15 protein-coding genes are annotated in these 15229 nt (G+C 55.3%); all 15 read left to right on the forward strand.

The annotated features are described in order from the left end of the window. Positions 1–3 precede the first annotated feature (3 nt). The gene (gene fliF / locus L2731_RS12510; protein WP_239850056.1) at positions 4–1701 is read left to right on the forward strand and encodes a flagellar basal-body MS-ring/collar protein FliF; all 1698 of its coding nucleotides are present in this window, start codon (positions 4–6) and stop codon (positions 1699–1701) included. Beyond that, positions 1694–2737: a flagellar motor switch protein FliG gene (gene fliG, locus L2731_RS12515; RefSeq protein WP_041510637.1), complete on the forward strand. Its 1044-nt coding sequence runs from the start codon at positions 1694–1696 to the stop codon at positions 2735–2737. Before fliF ends, fliG begins: the two co-directional genes overlap by 8 nt. Then, positions 2737–3777 (forward strand): flagellar assembly protein FliH, encoded by a 1041-nt coding sequence (gene fliH, locus L2731_RS12520; protein ID WP_249253414.1) that lies wholly within the window; start codon positions 2737–2739, stop codon positions 3775–3777. The genes fliG and fliH overlap by 1 nt, the downstream gene beginning before the upstream one ends. Beyond that, a complete protein-coding gene (fliI, locus tag L2731_RS12525; RefSeq protein ID WP_041510639.1) occupies positions 3749–5089 on the forward strand; it encodes a flagellar protein export ATPase FliI in 1341 nt (446 codons plus the stop codon). Before fliH ends, fliI begins: the two co-directional genes overlap by 29 nt. A 29-nt stretch (positions 5090–5118) precedes the next feature. Next, a complete protein-coding gene (gene fliJ / locus L2731_RS12530; protein ID WP_249253415.1) occupies positions 5119–5565 on the forward strand; it encodes a flagellar export protein FliJ in 447 nt (148 codons plus the stop codon). 220 nt (positions 5566–5785) lie between these two features. Beyond that, positions 5786–7471 (forward strand): flagellar hook-length control protein FliK, encoded by a 1686-nt coding sequence (locus tag L2731_RS12535; protein ID WP_249253416.1) that lies wholly within the window; start codon positions 5786–5788, stop codon positions 7469–7471. Positions 7472–7570: 99 nt separating this feature from the next. After that, entirely contained in the window at positions 7571–8092 is a 522-nt protein-coding gene (gene fliL, locus L2731_RS12540) for a flagellar basal body-associated protein FliL (protein ID WP_249253417.1), read from the forward strand. A 42-nt stretch (positions 8093–8134) separates the two neighbouring features. Continuing rightward, entirely contained in the window at positions 8135–9160 is a 1026-nt protein-coding gene (gene fliM / locus L2731_RS12545) for a flagellar motor switch protein FliM (protein WP_011865174.1), read from the forward strand. A 25-nt stretch (positions 9161–9185) separates the two neighbouring features. Beyond that, positions 9186–9569 carry a flagellar motor switch protein FliN gene (fliN, locus tag L2731_RS12550; protein WP_011865175.1) on the forward strand — a complete coding sequence of 128 codons (384 nt, stop codon included), beginning with the start codon at positions 9186–9188 and terminating at the stop codon, positions 9567–9569. A gap of 9 nt (positions 9570–9578) precedes the next feature. Then, complete coding sequence (gene fliO / locus L2731_RS12555; protein WP_239850063.1) at positions 9579–9956, forward strand: flagellar biosynthetic protein FliO; 378 nt, start codon at positions 9579–9581, stop codon at positions 9954–9956. An 11-nt stretch (positions 9957–9967) separates the two neighbouring features. Beyond that, a complete protein-coding gene (gene fliP / locus L2731_RS12560) occupies positions 9968–10720 on the forward strand; it encodes a flagellar type III secretion system pore protein FliP (RefSeq protein WP_082035638.1) in 753 nt (250 codons plus the stop codon). Positions 10721–10728: 8 nt separating this feature from the next. Continuing rightward, positions 10729–10998, forward strand: coding sequence for a flagellar biosynthesis protein FliQ (gene fliQ / locus L2731_RS12565; protein ID WP_011865178.1), 270 nt, complete (start codon positions 10729–10731; stop codon positions 10996–10998). A 42-nt stretch (positions 10999–11040) separates the two neighbouring features. After that, positions 11041–11838 carry a flagellar biosynthetic protein FliR gene (gene fliR / locus L2731_RS12570; protein WP_011865179.1) on the forward strand — a complete coding sequence of 266 codons (798 nt, stop codon included), beginning with the start codon at positions 11041–11043 and terminating at the stop codon, positions 11836–11838. After that, positions 11838–12971 (forward strand): flagellar biosynthesis protein FlhB, encoded by a 1134-nt coding sequence (gene flhB / locus L2731_RS12575; RefSeq protein WP_249253419.1) that lies wholly within the window; start codon positions 11838–11840, stop codon positions 12969–12971. The genes fliR and flhB overlap by 1 nt, the downstream gene beginning before the upstream one ends. Positions 12972–13123: 152 nt before the next feature. Continuing rightward, positions 13124–15223, forward strand: coding sequence for a flagellar biosynthesis protein FlhA (flhA, locus tag L2731_RS12580; protein WP_249253420.1), 2100 nt, complete (start codon positions 13124–13126; stop codon positions 15221–15223). Positions 15224–15229: the final 6 nt, after the last annotated feature.

A 15229-nucleotide genomic window follows, 5' to 3' on the forward strand; every position in this document is an offset into this window, starting at 1 on the left:
GATATGGTAGTCGGAACTGGCGCTGGCACAACACAGGATATGGTGGCAGGCGGCGTACAAGAAGAACATAAGCCCAGCGGCGGAATGTTTGGCGGTGTCGACATGCTCAGGCAGATCACTATGATCCTGGCGCTGGCGATCTGTCTGGCATTGGCCGTCTTCGTCATGTTGTGGGCCCAGGAGCCCGAATACCGTCCGCTGGGTAAGATGGATACCCAGGAGATGGTGCAGGTTCTCGATGTGCTGGACAAGAACAAGGTCAACTATCAGATCGATGTCGATGTGTTAAAGGTGCCGGAAGATCAGTACCAAGACGTCAAGATGATGCTGAGCCGTGCCGGTATCGATAACTCGCCGAGTCGTGACGATTACCTGTCAAAAGACAGCGGCTTTGGCGTCAGCCAGCGCATGGAAGCCGCCAGACTCAAGAACAGCCAGGAGCAAAATCTGGCACGTACCATCGAAGAGTTAAAGAGCGTTAGCCGCGCCAAGGTGATCCTGGCCATTCCTAAAGAGAACGTATTTGCCCGCAATCGCTCTAAGCCGAGCGCGACCGTGGTGGTCAACACCCGTCGTGGTGGACTGGGTCAGGAAGAGGTCGATTCTATCGTGGATATCGTCGCCTCGGCGGTACACGGCCTCGAGCCGACTCGCGTCACGGTGACAGACTCTAACGGCCGCCTGTTAAACTCTGGCAGCCAAACCGCAGGTTCGGCGCGGGCGAGACGCGAGCTTGAGCTCGTTCAGCAGAAGGAAGCCGAATACCGCACCAAGATTGAATCGATTCTGATGCCGATTCTGGGGCCGGAGAACTTCACCGCCCAGGTCGACGTGAACATGGATTTTACCTCTGTCGAGCAGACCGCCAAGCGTTACAACCCGGATCTACCGGCGGTGCGCAGCGAGATGACGGTCGAGAATAATTCCATCGGTTCTAGCACAGGTGGCATTGCCGGCGCGCTGAGTAACCAACCGCCGATGGAAGCTAATATTCCTCAGCAAGCCACGGGGGCGAATTCGCAGGAGCAAAGCATGCCGGGTTCTAGCCACAAAGAGGCGACCCGTAACTATGAGCTCGATACCACCATCAGTCATACTCGTCAGCAGGTAGGAGTCGTCAGACGAGTTAGCGTGTCTGTCGCCGTCGACTTTAAGACCGGGCCGGCAGGTGAAGACGGGCAGGTGACGCGCGTCGCCCGTACCGAGCAGGAGCTGAGCAACATACGTCGTCTGCTCGAGGGCGCGGTAGGCTTCAACACCCAGCGCGGCGACATGATAGAAGTCGTGACTGTGCCTTTCATGGACCAACTGGTTGAAGAAGCACCGGCACTGGCCATCTACGAAGAGCCTTGGTTCTGGCGCGCCATCAAGCTGGTCATGGGGGGGCTTATCATCCTGGTACTCATACTGTTCGTGGTACGTCCTATGCTCAAGCGTCTGATCTATCCCGATGGACAGAAGATGCCGGATGCCCCCTCTTTGGGTGACGAGTTAGCAGAAATTGAGGATCAGTATGCCGCCGATACCCTTGGCATGCTCAATCGTCCCGATGCGGAATACAGCTACGCCGACGACGGGTCAATTTTGATACCGGATCTGCACAAAGACGATGATATGATAAAGGCCATACGTGCACTGGTGGCCAACGAACCTGAGTTGTCTACGCAAGTCGTCAAGGGATGGTTACAAGAAAATGAGTAAAGAGAAAGAGATCGACACAGCCAGTGGTGAGTTTAACACCAAAGATCTGACCGGTATCGAGAAGACCGCCATCCTGCTACTCAGCCTCAGCGAAGCCGATGCCGCCTCGATTTTAAAACACCTCGAGCCTAAGCAGGTCCAGAAGGTGGGTATGGCGATGGCCGCCATGAAAGACTTTGGTCAAAACAAGGTGATTGGCGTACACAAGCTGTTTCTGGAGGAGGTACAGAAATACTCCTCTATCGGTTTCAACAGCGAAGAGTTTGTGCGTAATGCCCTGACGGCAGCCTTGGGTGAAGATAAGGCCGGTAACCTTATCGAGCAGATCATCATGGGGGGCGGCGCCAAGGGGCTTGAGTCGCTCAAGTGGATGGACGCCCGTCAGGTCGCTACCATCATTCAAAACGAACACCCGCAGATCCAGACCATCGTATTGTCATATTTGGAGCCGGATCAGGCGGCCGAAATTTTTGCCCAGGCGCCCGAAAATACCCGCCTCGACTTGATGATGCGCATCGCCAACCTCGAAGAGGTACAACCGGCGGCGCTGCAAGAGCTTAACGACATCATGGAGAAACAGTTTGCCGGTCAGGGCGGTGCCCAGGCGGCGAAGATGGGCGGCCTGAAGGCGGCAGCCAATATCATGAACTACCTGGATACGGGCGTCGAGAGCCAGCTAATGGAGACCATGCGCGAGACAGACGAAGAGATGGCGCAGCAGATCCAAGATCTTATGTTTGTCTTCGAAAACCTGGCCGATGTCGACGACATGGGTATTCAGACCTTGCTGCGTGAAGTGCAGCAGGATGTGTTGATGAAGGCCCTCAAGGGGGCGGACGATCAACTCAAAGAGAAGATCCTCGGCAACATGTCCAAGCGCGCCGCCGAGCTGCTTAAAGACGATCTCGAGGCCATGGGCCCAATACGGATCAGCGAAGTGGAAGTGGCTCAGAAGGAGATCCTCTCTATCGCTCGTCGTCTGAGTGACGCAGGAGAGATCATACTTGGTGGTAGTGGCGGAGAAGAGTTCCTCTAATGACCATGTCTGGCGACAAGAAAGCCCAAGAGGGCCAAGACACACAAGGGACCCAAGCCGATTTTAGCCATTGGCAGCTGCCCGATGTAACCCCTACCGTGGATGAGCCCAAGGAGAATATGTTTGGGCGCATCGCCCCGCAAAAGGCGGCCAAGGCGGTCGATGAGCCTGTGATGCCGCCCACCTTGGAAGAGATAGAATCGATCCGGGCCGAGGCCGAGGCCGAAGGCTTTGCCCAGGGCCAAGCAGCCGGTATGGCTAAAGGGCTGGAAGAGGGTCGACTCCAAGGATTAGAGCAGGGGCATGAGGAAGGTTATCGTCAAGGCGAAGCTCAGGGAATGGAGGCCGGCCTTACCGAGGCGAAACAGACGATTGCTCAATTTGAAGCCTTGATGCAGCAGCTATCAATGCCACTCTCATTGCTCGATACCGAAATCGAACAAGCCTTGGTACAACTGAGCATGACGCTGGCCAAGGCGGTGATCGGCCATGAGTTAAAGACACACCCCGAACATATTCTGGCGGCCCTGCGTCAAGGCGTCGACGCGCTGCCGCTCAAAGAGGAGGGGGCCCATCTGCGTCTACACCCTGAAGACCTTGCGATTGTCGAGCGACTCTATGAGAGCGCCCAGCTGACGAGAAACCGATGGGAATTAGAGGCCGACCCGACCTTGAGCCGCGGCGAGTGCATAGTGAGTAATAGCCGCAGCCGGGTCGATATGGGCCTTGAGCATAGAATAAAAGCCGTATTCGATAAGCTGGTTGCCAGTGAAGAGCGCCTGGAGCAGCAGAGGTTGCAACAGCTTGCCGCCATGGAGAAGGTCTCCGAGCCTCAACCCCAAGATGGTGAGGCAGCACAGGGCGGCCATAAGGTGACAGGTAGCCAGGCAACTGACAGCCAGGAAACTGATACTCAGGAAACTAGAAGCCAGGCCGCTGTCGACACCTCGACACAGTTAGAGCTGGGCGAACAGCCAATACCTAGTGATGCACCGCAAGAGACGAGCCCAGATGAAGACACGTCAAAGCCGACTACTTGATAAGCTAAGACATCATACCCAGGCGGTCGCGCCATTTATGCCCGAGGCCTCGGGCCAGCTGGTGCGGGTGGTGGGCCTCACCCTGGAGGCCACCGGCTGCAAGGCGCCCGTGGGGAGCCTGTGTAGCATAGCCACCATGGCTGGGGATCTGATCGCCGAGGTGATCGGCTTCGACGACAAGCTACTCTATCTGATGCCCATCGAGGAGCTCAGTGGGGTGATGCCTGGCGCCAAGGTGACGCCACTGGGTGAGCAGACCGGGCTGAACGTCGGCATGGGCCTGCTTGGACGCGTGCTCGATGGTAATGGCGCGCCGATAGATGGCCTGGGCCAGCTGCATACCGATCAGAGAGCCACTCGCCACGCCACCATGTTAAACCCCCTAGCGCGCCGCGCCATCAGCGAACCTTTGGATGTGGGGGTGCGCGCCATCAATGCCATGTTGACCGTGGGTAAGGGCCAGCGTATGGGCCTGTTTGCCGGTTCGGGTGTGGGTAAGAGTGTGCTGCTGGGCATGATGACCCGTGGCACCACGGCCGATGTGATCGTGGTAGGCCTGGTCGGGGAGCGTGGCCGAGAGGTCAAAGAGTTTATCGAAGAGATCTTGGGGGCCGAGGGACGCGCCCGCAGCGTGGTGGTGGCGGCGCCCGCCGATACCTCGCCGCTGATGCGCTTAAGGGCCTGTGAGACCTCGACCCGCATCGCCGAGTACTTTCGCGATCTGGGTTATAACGTGCTGCTCTTGATGGACAGCCTGACCCGTTACGCCCAGGCGCAGCGTGAGATCGCCCTAGCGGTCGGTGAGCCTCCTGCGACTAAAGGTTATCCGCCTTCTGTGTTTGCCAAGCTGCCTAAGCTGGTGGAGCGCGCCGGTAATGGCGGCGCCGGCCAGGGCTCAATTACCGCCTTCTATACCGTGCTGACCGAGGGCGATGACCTGCAGGATCCGATCGCCGATGCGGCGCGGGCGATCCTCGATGGTCATATCGTGTTATCGCGGGCGTTAGCCGATTCGGGTCATTACCCGGCAATCGACGTCGAGGCCTCTATCAGCCGTGTGGCCCCTATGGTGATCAGTGATGCTCATCTGGAGGCGACGCGCCGGGTGAAGCAGATGTATTCTCTGTACCAACAGAATCGCGACCTCATCTCTATCGGTGCCTATACTCAGGGGAGCGACCCACGTATCGATAACGCCATACGGCTGCAGCCTGCCATGAATGCCTTCTTGAGACAGACCATGAAGGAGGCCATCAGCTTCGATTCCAGCGCCTTGATGCTGGGGCAGTTAAGTGCCCAGTGTCAGGTCTAGTCTGGCATTAATCCGAGAGCGAAACTGCCATGGCAAAACATGATCCCTTAGAGACAGTACTCAAGTTAGCCCTCGATGCAGAGGAAGCTGCGGCTACACAGCTTCGAGGTGTGCAGCTGACCCTCAATAAGTGCCGGCAGCAGCTCGATGCCCTTCGGCAGTACCGTCTGGACTACATGAAACAGATGGAAGGTAAACAGGGGCAAGTGATTGCCGCCAGTAGTTATCATCAATTTCATCAGTTCATTCGTCAAATCGATGAGGCGATCGACAAGCAGGTATTCGCCGTCGCCGAAACCGACAAGCAGCGTGTGAAGGCGCAGGAATATTGGCAGGGCAAGCAACAAAAGCGCAAGGCGGTCGAGTTGTTGTTGAGCCATAAGGCCGAGGCCAAACAAAAATTTGAGGTTAAACAGGAACAAAAGATGATCGACGAGTTTGCCTCTCAGCAGTTCTTCCGCCAGTCCACTCGTTAAACCTAGCCCATCGATGAGAGCTGCGGAGACATTCGCCGCTTTTTTCCCCTTAGGCTTCTCTTATCAAACCGCGTCTTTTTTAATCCTAGTTGTTAATAACTTGGCATTTTTATTGCTAGATTTTGGTTAGTAAGGGCTATTGAGTCCATAGCGACAGCGAATAATTGACGCTCGGGCGGCACGTGAACTTAGCGAGCCCCAAATGAGTGTTGGAGGAAGCATGCCACAGATGACCCAGATACTCCTATCCAATGTAGAGTCCGGCAAAGAGAAAGGCGGGGTGTTGCCCAGTTCGTCCGATGCGACTGCCGAGTCAAAGTCAGAAAACAAAGGTTTTTCAGAGGCTTTGGCTAAGGTAAGCAGTCAGGATGAGAAGAGTTCACAGGCGAAAGCTCGCCCGCAAAGCCAGGCCGATAACCTGGCAGCTGGCGATAGCGTCAACAAGGCCGATGCTAAGCAAGCTAAGGACTCTGATCAGGACAAAGAGAGCGACGATGTCTCCAATGTGCTGGCGCAGATCCAGCTTGCCAACAAGTTAGGGGATGAGGCGGAGTTTGCCGCCGACGGCGTTATTTTGCCGCTGGGTGAAGGTGATGGTGAGTCTCCAGCCGACAATGAGCTGTTTCCTACCTTTGTAAAAGGGGCTAAGGATAAAGTCGCCGGTGAAAAGGAAGTGCTAGAAGGCATAGGCGAGTCACTTAAGCCTGGCGCCGGGGACGATCATATTCAGCCGGTTATCAATCCTAATGGAGTAGGTAGCGAGGCTATCCTGGCACATCTTCCCGATGACGCCCTGAATGAGGTGATGGCCCAGACTGGTTTGTCCGAGGATGAATTGATGGCCTTGCCGCCCCAGATGCTAGAGGGGCTTATTCATGGTGTGACTGATAAAGTAAAGCTGGGTCAGGGCCAAGGCAAGGCAACAGAGACCGATGAGGCAAATCTCGCGGCGCTGATCAGTGACGCCAAGCAGTATCTCGCCGCCCTGGCCGGTCAATCGCAAACCCAGGCGGCTTCTTCTCAAGTTGGATCATCACAGATGGCTGGCGGTGCCAGTGATTCTCAAATCAGCCAAGCTGGTATTGGTCAGGCAGGTATTGCTCAAGTTGAGTCCAGCCAAGGGGGCTTAGGCTCTGTCATGAAGGCGAACGGCTTAGATGCTGCGGTCGATGACAAAGGGGCTAAAGTCATATTGGGCGAGGCCAAATTCGGTGAATCTAAGTTGGGTGAAGCCAAGCTAGCCGTCGAGCAGACACAAAACAATGTTGGCAAACTTGCCGAAGCCCGTGGCGATGCCAAGGGGGCGCAAGAGCTCTTGAGGGAGGCTAACCTCTCCGTTGCCATGTCATCAAAGGTTGGCGAGGTGGTCGATGTTGCACCTGATACTAAGATTAATGGCTTGTCGCTACAGGGATTACAGGGGGCAAGAAGCGAGGCCATCCCGCAATATCAGATGTCTATCAAGCCTCAGGGTGAACCTGTGGTTCAGATGCAGGAGATGATCCAAAAGTTCTCCCCCGTGATGCGTCAGCAGCTGGTCGCCATGGTGAGCCAAGGCGTGCAGCAGGCTGAGATTCGCCTGGATCCGCCCGAGCTTGGCCACATGATGGTTCGAGTTCAGGTGCAGGGGGATCAGACTCAGGTGCAATTTCATGTGACTCAGACCCAGACGCGGGATCTGGTTGAGCAGGCCATTCCACGTCTGCGGGAGCTACTGGCCGAGCAGGGGATGCAGCTGACCGACAGTAATGTCTCTCAAGGCGGTAAAGAGCAGGGTGGTGATGGCGAGCAAGCCGAGGGACACGGCCATGGCTTGTCTGAGATGGATGAAATTTCGGCAGAAGAGAGCCTGTTAGTGTCGAATAACGCAACAAGTTATCGTTCGGGTATAGATTATTACGCGTAAGCAGGTAACCTATAGGTTGGTATGATTGCCCAATCGTTTGATATGCGCTAAAAAATCATGACTATGCTGAGTGTAAGCCGAGCGTGATAGGGATAAGAGATGGCTGAAGAAGAATCGTTAGAACTTGAAGAGAATGTAGAGCCTAAGAGCAAGAAGAAGCTCATTATCTTTGCGGCCATTGGTGCACTCTTGGTGGTCCTGCTGGGGGTGGGAGCCTGGTTGTTCCTGTCGGGTGACGAGCCAAGTGATGACACTATGGCCGAAGGTGAGCAAACTGAGCAGAGTGAGCCGGCAAGTAGCCGTGAAGCCTTCTATGTGGGGATGCCAAGGCCTTTCCTATTTAACCTGCCGGGGCAGAATCGCTCCCGCCTGGTGGAGATCAAGGTGCAGCTCATGGTGCGTGGCTCTGACGATGACGTCTTGATCAAGAAGCATATTCCGCTTATCGAGGATGCGTTGCTGACTACCTTTAGTAGTGCCGACGTGCAGAAGCTCAGCTCCCTTGCCGGTAAGGATGAGCTGCGCCAATTGGCCTTGCTGAATGTGCAGAATACCCTGCAACCTGTGACCGGACGTAAAGTGGTTGAAAAGGTGCTGTTTACCGGCTTCGTGATGCAGTAATGCCGGTGATCTCTAAGCTAACTAGTATGATAGGACGATATTGTGAGTGATCTATTAAGCCAAGACGAAATTGATGCGCTACTGCATGGTGTCGACGACGTCGAAGAGGAAGAGGTAAGTGATGCGCTCGATGCGCGCGCCTATGACTTTTCATCACAAGATCGTATCGTCCGTGGTCGCATGCCGACCCTGGAGATCGTCAACGAACGTTTTGCTCGCCATCTTAGGATCAGCATGTTTAACATGATGCGCCGCGCGGCCGAGGTGTCGATCAACGGCGTACAGATGCTCAAGTTTGGCGAATATGTTCATACCCTGTTTGTACCGACCAGCCTGAACATGGTTCGCTTCAGCCCCCTGAAGGGGACGGCGCTGATCACCATGGAGGCCCGCCTGGTCTTTATCTTGGTGGATAACTTCTTCGGCGGCGACGGCCGTTTTCACGCCAAGATCGAGGGGCGGGAATTTACCCCAACTGAGCGGCGTATCGTGCAGCTGCTGCTGAAGATAATCTTCGAAGATTATAAGGAGGCCTGGGCGCCCGTGATGGATGTCGAGTTTGATTATCTCGACTCCGAGGTGAACCCTGCCATGGCCAACATTGTCAGTCCGACCGAGGTGGTGGTGGTGAGTTCCTTCCACATAGAGGTGGATGGCGGCGGTGGTGACTTCCACATCACCATGCCATATTCCATGATCGAACCGATTCGTGAACTGCTCGACGCCGGGGTGCAGAGCGACACCCAAGATACCGACATGCGTTGGTCTCAGGCGCTTAAAGATGAGATCATGGACGTGGAGGTGGGCCTAGATGCCACCATAGTCGAGAAAGAGATCTCGCTGAAGGACGTGATGGGCTTTAAGGCTGGCGACATTATTCCGGTGGAGATGCCAGAGTATATCGTGCTGCGGGTCGAGGACCTGCCCACCTATCGCTGTAAGCTGGGGCGTTCGCGAGAGAATCTGGCACTGAATATCCGGGAGAAGATCCCAAGGCCCGAGACGGTAAAGACCGAGCTACAACTTGTGACTAAGAAGAGTAAGTCTCGGGATCTCAACAATATTTAATGGAATGCGTTTAAGGTAGAAATCAATGAGCACAGAAGATACAGGTGACGATTGGGCCGCAGCCATGGCCGAACAGGCGCTGGAGGAGGCTCAGGCGGTCGAACTCGACGAGCTGGCCGATAGCTCGAAGCCGCTGACCGAAGAGGAAGCGGCCAAACTCGATACCATCATGGATATTCCGGTCACCATCTCGATGGAGGTGGGCCGCAGCTTTATCAATATTCGTAATTTGCTGCAGCTGAACCAGGGATCTGTGGTGGAACTTGACCGGGTCGCCGGTGAGCCGCTGGATGTGATGGTAAACGGTACCCTCATCGCCCACGGCGAAGTGGTGGTGGTCAACGACAAGTTTGGTATTCGTCTCACCGACGTCATCAGCCAAACCGAGCGTATTAAGAAACTCAAATAAGGAAGGCCTATGGGGATCTCATCCTTGATGGCCGTTGCGGCCGCCGCGACGAGCACTCAGGCGCCTATCGAGCGGGAATCGGCATTGACTACCATGACGAATATGTTGGGTGGTCTGCTGGTGGTGATCGCCTTGATCTTCCTGCTTGCCTACCTGGTTAAACGCCTCAAGCTTGTGCCCACCTCCCACGGCGTGCTGAAGACCCTGGCGGTCACCCCGCTTGGACAGAGAGAGAAGATGGTGTTGGTCGAGGTCGATGGCCAACAATATTTGCTGGGAGTGACGCCGCAGCAGGTTTCGCTTATCGATAAACTCGATACCCCAATCACCATAGAACAGGACTCCTTTGCCAGCCGCTTGCGTCAGGCAAAGTCTTCACAGTCATGAATGTAATAAAAATCATGAAACGGATCTTGACCTCATTCTTGCTACTCCTGGCGGTGATGGCGCCGCAATTGGCGCTGGCCCAGGACGGCATACTCCCGGCGGTGACGGTAACGACGGGCGCCGACGGCTCTACCCAATACTCGGTGACCATGCAGATATTGCTGCTGATGACGGCGCTGAGCTTTCTGCCCGCCATGGTCATCATGCTCACCTCTTTCACTCGCATCATAGTGGTGCTGTCGATTCTGCGCCAGGCCATCGGCCTACAGCAGACGCCGTCGAATCAGGTGCTGATCGGCATGAGCCTGTTCATGAGTTTCTTCATCATGGCGCCCGTGTTCGACAAGATCTACGATCAGGCGGTCAAACCCTATATGGATGAGGCAATGACCATAGAGCAGGCCTATGATAAGGGTAAGGAGCCGCTGCGGGCCTTCATGTTGGCCCAGACCCGTCTTACCGATTTGGAAACCTTCGTCGAGATCTCTGGCTATCAGAATATTCAATCGCCCGAAGATGCGCCCATGAGCGTGCTGATCCCGGCCTTTATCACCAGCGAGCTCAAGACCGCCTTTCAGATAGGTTTCATGCTGTTTGTGCCATTCTTAGTGTTAGATCTGGTGGTGGCCAGTATCCTGATGGCCATGGGTATGATGATGCTGTCGCCGATGATCGTCTCCTTGCCCTTTAAGATCATGTTATTCGTGCTGGTGGATGGCTGGAGCCTGGTGATGGGCACCCTGGCCAACAGTTTTGGGATCTAGGAGCTGCTATGACACCCGAAGCCCTCATCGACATCTTTCGTGAAGCACTCTCGGTTATCGTGACCATAGTGTCGATGATCATCGTGCCCGGCCTAGTGGTCGGCCTAGTGGTGGCGGTGTTTCAGGCGGCGACCTCCATCAACGAGCAGACCCTGAGCTTTCTGCCGCGTCTGCTGACCACACTCTTTGCCTTGATGATCTTAGGCCATCTGCTGGTGCAGACCATGATGGAGTTTTTCCTGCAGATGGTGAACCTTATCCCTCAGGTGGTGGGTTAGGCATGAATTGCCGCGTCTGCCAATTTATTCGGCGTCGTTAAGATGGAGATCTTGCTGTCGACCATAATGCAGACGCTGTCGGCCTATATGTGGCCGCTGTTTCGAGTGTCGAGCATGCTGATGGTGATGGCCGTATTTGGCGCTAACACCACGCCCACCCGTGTGCGCCTGCTGCTCTCGGTGGCGATCACCTTCGCCATCGCCCCCATGTTGCCGGTGAATACCGAGGTAGAGCTGTTCTCATTAGGTGCGGTATTCGTTACCGTGCAGCAGATCTTGATCGGCGTCGCCATGGGGTTTGTGACGCTGCTCATCATGCAGACCTTCGTGTTGACCGGCCAGATCATCGGCATGCAGACAAGCTTAGGTTTCGCCTCCATGGTGGACCCCGGCTCAGGCCAGCAGACCCCAGTTATCGGTAACTTCTTCCTGCTGCTGACGACCATGATCTTTCTGGCGGTAGATGGTCACCTGGTGATGATCCGTATGCTGGTGGCGAGCTTCGATACCATTCCCGTGTCCATGCAAGGAATAAGCATCGCCAGCTATCGGCGTTTGGCAGAGTGGGGCGCCTATATGTTCGGCGCGGCGCTGACCATGTCCATCTCGGCGATCGTTGCGCTCTTGCTGATCAACCTCTCTTTTGGGGTGATGACCCGCGCCTCGCCGCAACTTAACATCTTCGCCATCGGTTTTCCCGTGACCATGGTGAGTGGTCTGATTATTCTCTGGTTGACCTTGACGCCTATCATGGCGCATTTCGACGAGGTCTGGCGTTCGGCCCAGTTGCTGCTGTGCGATCTGGTGCAGCTGCAATGTAGTACGGCTGGGAGTTTCTGATGGCCGATAACGATACCAGTCAGGAGAAGACCGAAGAGGCGACCCCCAGGCGACGCGAACAGGCGCGAGAGAAGGGGCAGGTCGCCCGATCTAAGGAGCTGGGCACTTCTGCCGTGTTGATGTCGGCGGCGGTGGGCTTTGCCGTCATAGGGCCGAGCCTGGGGCAGTCATTGATGAGTGTGATGACGAACCTGTTTACCATGAGCAGGCCGGAGATCTACGACACCAATAGTATGTTCAACATCTGGATGATGGTCTTCAGCGAGCTGGCGATCCCTATGGCCAGCTTCGTGCTGTTTCTTGCCTTTGTCGCCTTCCTGGGGAATATCGTGCTCGGCGGCATCACCTTTTCGGCCAAGGCTTTCATGCCTAAAGGCAACAAGATGAACCCCATCAGTGGCTTTAAGCGCATGTTCGGGGTGCAGGCTTTGGTGGAGCTGACTAAGGGGATCGCCAAGTTCTCCGTGGTGGCCCTGATGGCCTATCTGCTACTGAGTTATTACTTCACCGATATTCTTACCCTGTCCCAGGGGCACCTGCCGGGCAATGTCTATAACGCGCTGGATCTGCTGGTGTGGATGTTTATCGTGCTCTGCTCCTCTACCGTGATTATTGTGGTGATCGACGTGCCGTTTCAGATTTGGAACCATAACAAACAGCTGCGGATGACCAAGCAGGAGATCAAGGACGAGTATAAAGATACCGAGGGCCAGCCCGAGGTGAAGGGCAGGGTGCGTCAGATGCAGCGTGAGATGGCGCAGCGGCGCATGATGGCCGAGGTGCCCAATGCCGACGTGATAGTGGTCAACCCAGAGCACTATGCGGTGGCGGTAAAATATGATGTGACCAAGGCCGCCGCGCCCTATGTGCTTGCCAAAGGGGTGGATGATGTGGCCTTTAAGATCCGTGAGATCGCCCGTGAACATGACGTGGCCATCGTCTCTGCGCCGCCACTGGCCAGGGCCATCTATCACACCACTAAGATAGATCAGGAGATCCCCGAGGGCCTGTTTACTGCAGTTGCCCAAGTACTGGCCTATGTCTTCCAGCTGCGTCAGTATCAGCAAAAAGGCGGTAAGCGACCAACGCCTATCCCTGTCAATCAGCCTATCCCCGATGAGCTAAAATACTAATGCTTTAAGTTGGTTAACTCTTATTTTGCGTGTGTACTGTCTGATATTTGTTCGTTTGTTATCCGCTCGAGTCGCTGCGAACTAAGCCAGCCTTAAGTTGGCGTACTTTTTGCTGAATCCTTGCTAGATGTCAAAGTTCAGGCGCTAGATTGATGGATTTGAAAGCAACGCTCGGTCAAATAAAACAGGTAAAACCCGCCAACTTCAAAGGGATAGGCACACCTATCTTGGTACTTGCGGCGCTGGCGATGATCGTCTTGCCCATGCCTGCCTTTCTGCTGGATATCCTGTTCTCCTTTAATATCGCCCTGGCGCTGGTCGTTCTGCTGGTCGCCATCTATACCGACCGCCCATTGGACTTTGCCGCTTTCCCAACGGTTCTGCTTGTTGCCACCCTGCTGCGTTTGGCGCTTAACGTCGCCTCGACCCGTATCGTATTGCTTGAGGGTCATAACGGCGGTGACGCCGCGGGTAAGGTGATCGAGGCCTTCGGCTCAGTGGTGATCGGTGGTAACTATGCCGTGGGTCTGGTGGTGTTTCTTATCCTGATCATCATTAATTTCGCCGTGGTGACCAAGGGGGCAGGACGTATCTCTGAGGTGAGTGCCCGCTTTACCCTGGATGCCATGCCTGGTAAGCAGATGGCTATCGACGCCGACCTTAACGCCGGAGTCCTCAATCAAGATCAGGCGCGTATTCGCCGCGCCGAAGTGACCAAGGAAGCCGACTTCTACGGCGCGATGGACGGTGCCTCTAAGTTTGTAAAAGGGGATGCCATCGCGGGTATCATGATTCTGGTGATCAACATTCTGGGTGGTTTCGTCATAGGTATGGCGCAGCACGGCCTGGACTTCTCCTCTGCGGTCGAGATCTACACCCTGCTGACCATAGGTGATGGCTTGGTGGCGCAGATCCCTGGCCTCTTGCTCTCCATTGCGGCGGCCTTGATGGTGACTCGCCAAAACGAATCTGGCGACATGGGTCAGATGGTGATGAGTCAGATGTTCGACAATCCCAAATCACTGGCCATCGCGGCCGGCGTGCTGCTGATCATGGGAATCGTGCCCGGCATGCCTCATTTTGCCTTCTTAACCTTCGGCATCATTACCGCGACGGGCGCCTATTTTCTGCATCGCAAGAAAGATCTCGATAGGCAGCGTGCCCTGGAGATCGCCAAGACCTCGCCGGCAACCCCGGGTGATGCCAAGCCCAAAGAGCTTAGCTGGGATGATGTGCAGCAGGTCGATACCATTGGCCTGGAGGTGGGCTATCGCCTGATCCCTCTGGTGGACAAGGGCCAGGGTGGTGAGCTGCTCGGCCGCATCAAGGGCGTGCGTAAGAAGCTGTCTCAGGAGCTGGGCTTCCTGGTGCCCGCGGTGCATATTCGCGATAACTTAGACCTTGCGCCAAACACCTATCGTATCTCGCTGATGGGAGTAGCCTCCGGTGAAGCGGATATTCGTCACGATTGTGAACTGGCCATCAATCCCGGCCAGGTCTACGGCAAGCTGGATGGCGTCGAGACCACAGATCCGGCCTTCGGACTTGAGGCAGTGTGGATAGCACCTGAGCTAAGAGAACACGCTCAGACCTTAGGCTATACGGTCGTTGACGCCGCCACTGTAGTGGCCACTCACCTGAGTCAGCTATTGACCAACAACGCCTCTAAGCTGCTGGGTTACGAAGAGGTGCAGCAGCTGATGGATATGCTAGCCAAGCATTCGCCTAAGCTGGTTAGCGGCTTCATTCCCGATGTATTGCCGCTGGGCACAGTGGTCAAGGTAATGCAGAACCTGCTTAATGAAGGCGTCTCCATTCGCGATCTTAAGACAATCGTTCAGACGCTGCTCGAGTACGGGCCTAAGAGTAACGATACCGAGGTGCTCACCGCCGCCGTACGTATTGCGCTTAAACGCATGATTGTACAAGAAATAAGCGGGCCTGAGCCGGAAATTCCTGTCATTACTTTGGCGCCGGAATTGGAACAGATGTTGCATCAGTCTATGCAGGCAACGGGAGGCGAGGGGCCGAATATCGAACCTAGCCTTGCCGAGAGGATGCAAAAGTCGTTACTCGACGCATCCCAGCGTCAGGAGATGGTGGGTCAGCCAGCCATCCTACTGACTTCGGGTATGTTACGTTCGACGCTGTCGCGTTTTGTTAAACATACGATTCCAAATCTAAGGGTGATCTCTTACCAAGAGGTACCCGATGAGAAACAAATTCGCATTGTATCGGCGGTCGGCCAGTAGAGGGTA

The sequence above is a fragment of the Shewanella aquimarina genome, assembly GCF_023349185.1.
Taxonomy (GTDB): Bacteria; Pseudomonadota; Gammaproteobacteria; order Enterobacterales; family Shewanellaceae; genus Shewanella; species Shewanella aquimarina.

What these genes read in the sequence shown, in the direction of transcription:
- fliI (WP_041510639.1), top strand. Translation starts at nt 3,749, where the DNA reads ATGAAGACACGTCAAAGCCGACTACTTGATAAGCTAAGACATCATACC.
- flhB (WP_249253419.1), top strand. Translation starts at nt 11,838, where the DNA reads ATGGCCGATAACGATACCAGTCAGGAGAAGACCGAAGAGGCGACCCCC.
- fliR (WP_011865179.1), top strand. Translation starts at nt 11,041, where the DNA reads ATGGAGATCTTGCTGTCGACCATAATGCAGACGCTGTCGGCCTATATG.
- fliF (WP_239850056.1), top strand. Translation starts at nt 4, where the DNA reads ATGGTAGTCGGAACTGGCGCTGGCACAACACAGGATATGGTGGCAGGC.
- fliG (WP_041510637.1), top strand. Translation starts at nt 1,694, where the DNA reads ATGAGTAAAGAGAAAGAGATCGACACAGCCAGTGGTGAGTTTAACACC.
- fliH (WP_249253414.1), top strand. Translation starts at nt 2,737, where the DNA reads ATGACCATGTCTGGCGACAAGAAAGCCCAAGAGGGCCAAGACACACAA.
- fliL (WP_249253417.1), top strand. Translation starts at nt 7,571, where the DNA reads ATGGCTGAAGAAGAATCGTTAGAACTTGAAGAGAATGTAGAGCCTAAG.
- flhA (WP_249253420.1), top strand. Translation starts at nt 13,124, where the DNA reads ATGGATTTGAAAGCAACGCTCGGTCAAATAAAACAGGTAAAACCCGCC.
- fliQ (WP_011865178.1), top strand. Translation starts at nt 10,729, where the DNA reads ATGACACCCGAAGCCCTCATCGACATCTTTCGTGAAGCACTCTCGGTT.
- fliN (WP_011865175.1), top strand. Translation starts at nt 9,186, where the DNA reads ATGAGCACAGAAGATACAGGTGACGATTGGGCCGCAGCCATGGCCGAA.
- fliJ (WP_249253415.1), top strand. Translation starts at nt 5,119, where the DNA reads ATGGCAAAACATGATCCCTTAGAGACAGTACTCAAGTTAGCCCTCGAT.
- fliO (WP_239850063.1), top strand. Translation starts at nt 9,579, where the DNA reads ATGGGGATCTCATCCTTGATGGCCGTTGCGGCCGCCGCGACGAGCACT.
- L2731_RS12535 (WP_249253416.1), top strand. Translation starts at nt 5,786, where the DNA reads ATGCCACAGATGACCCAGATACTCCTATCCAATGTAGAGTCCGGCAAA.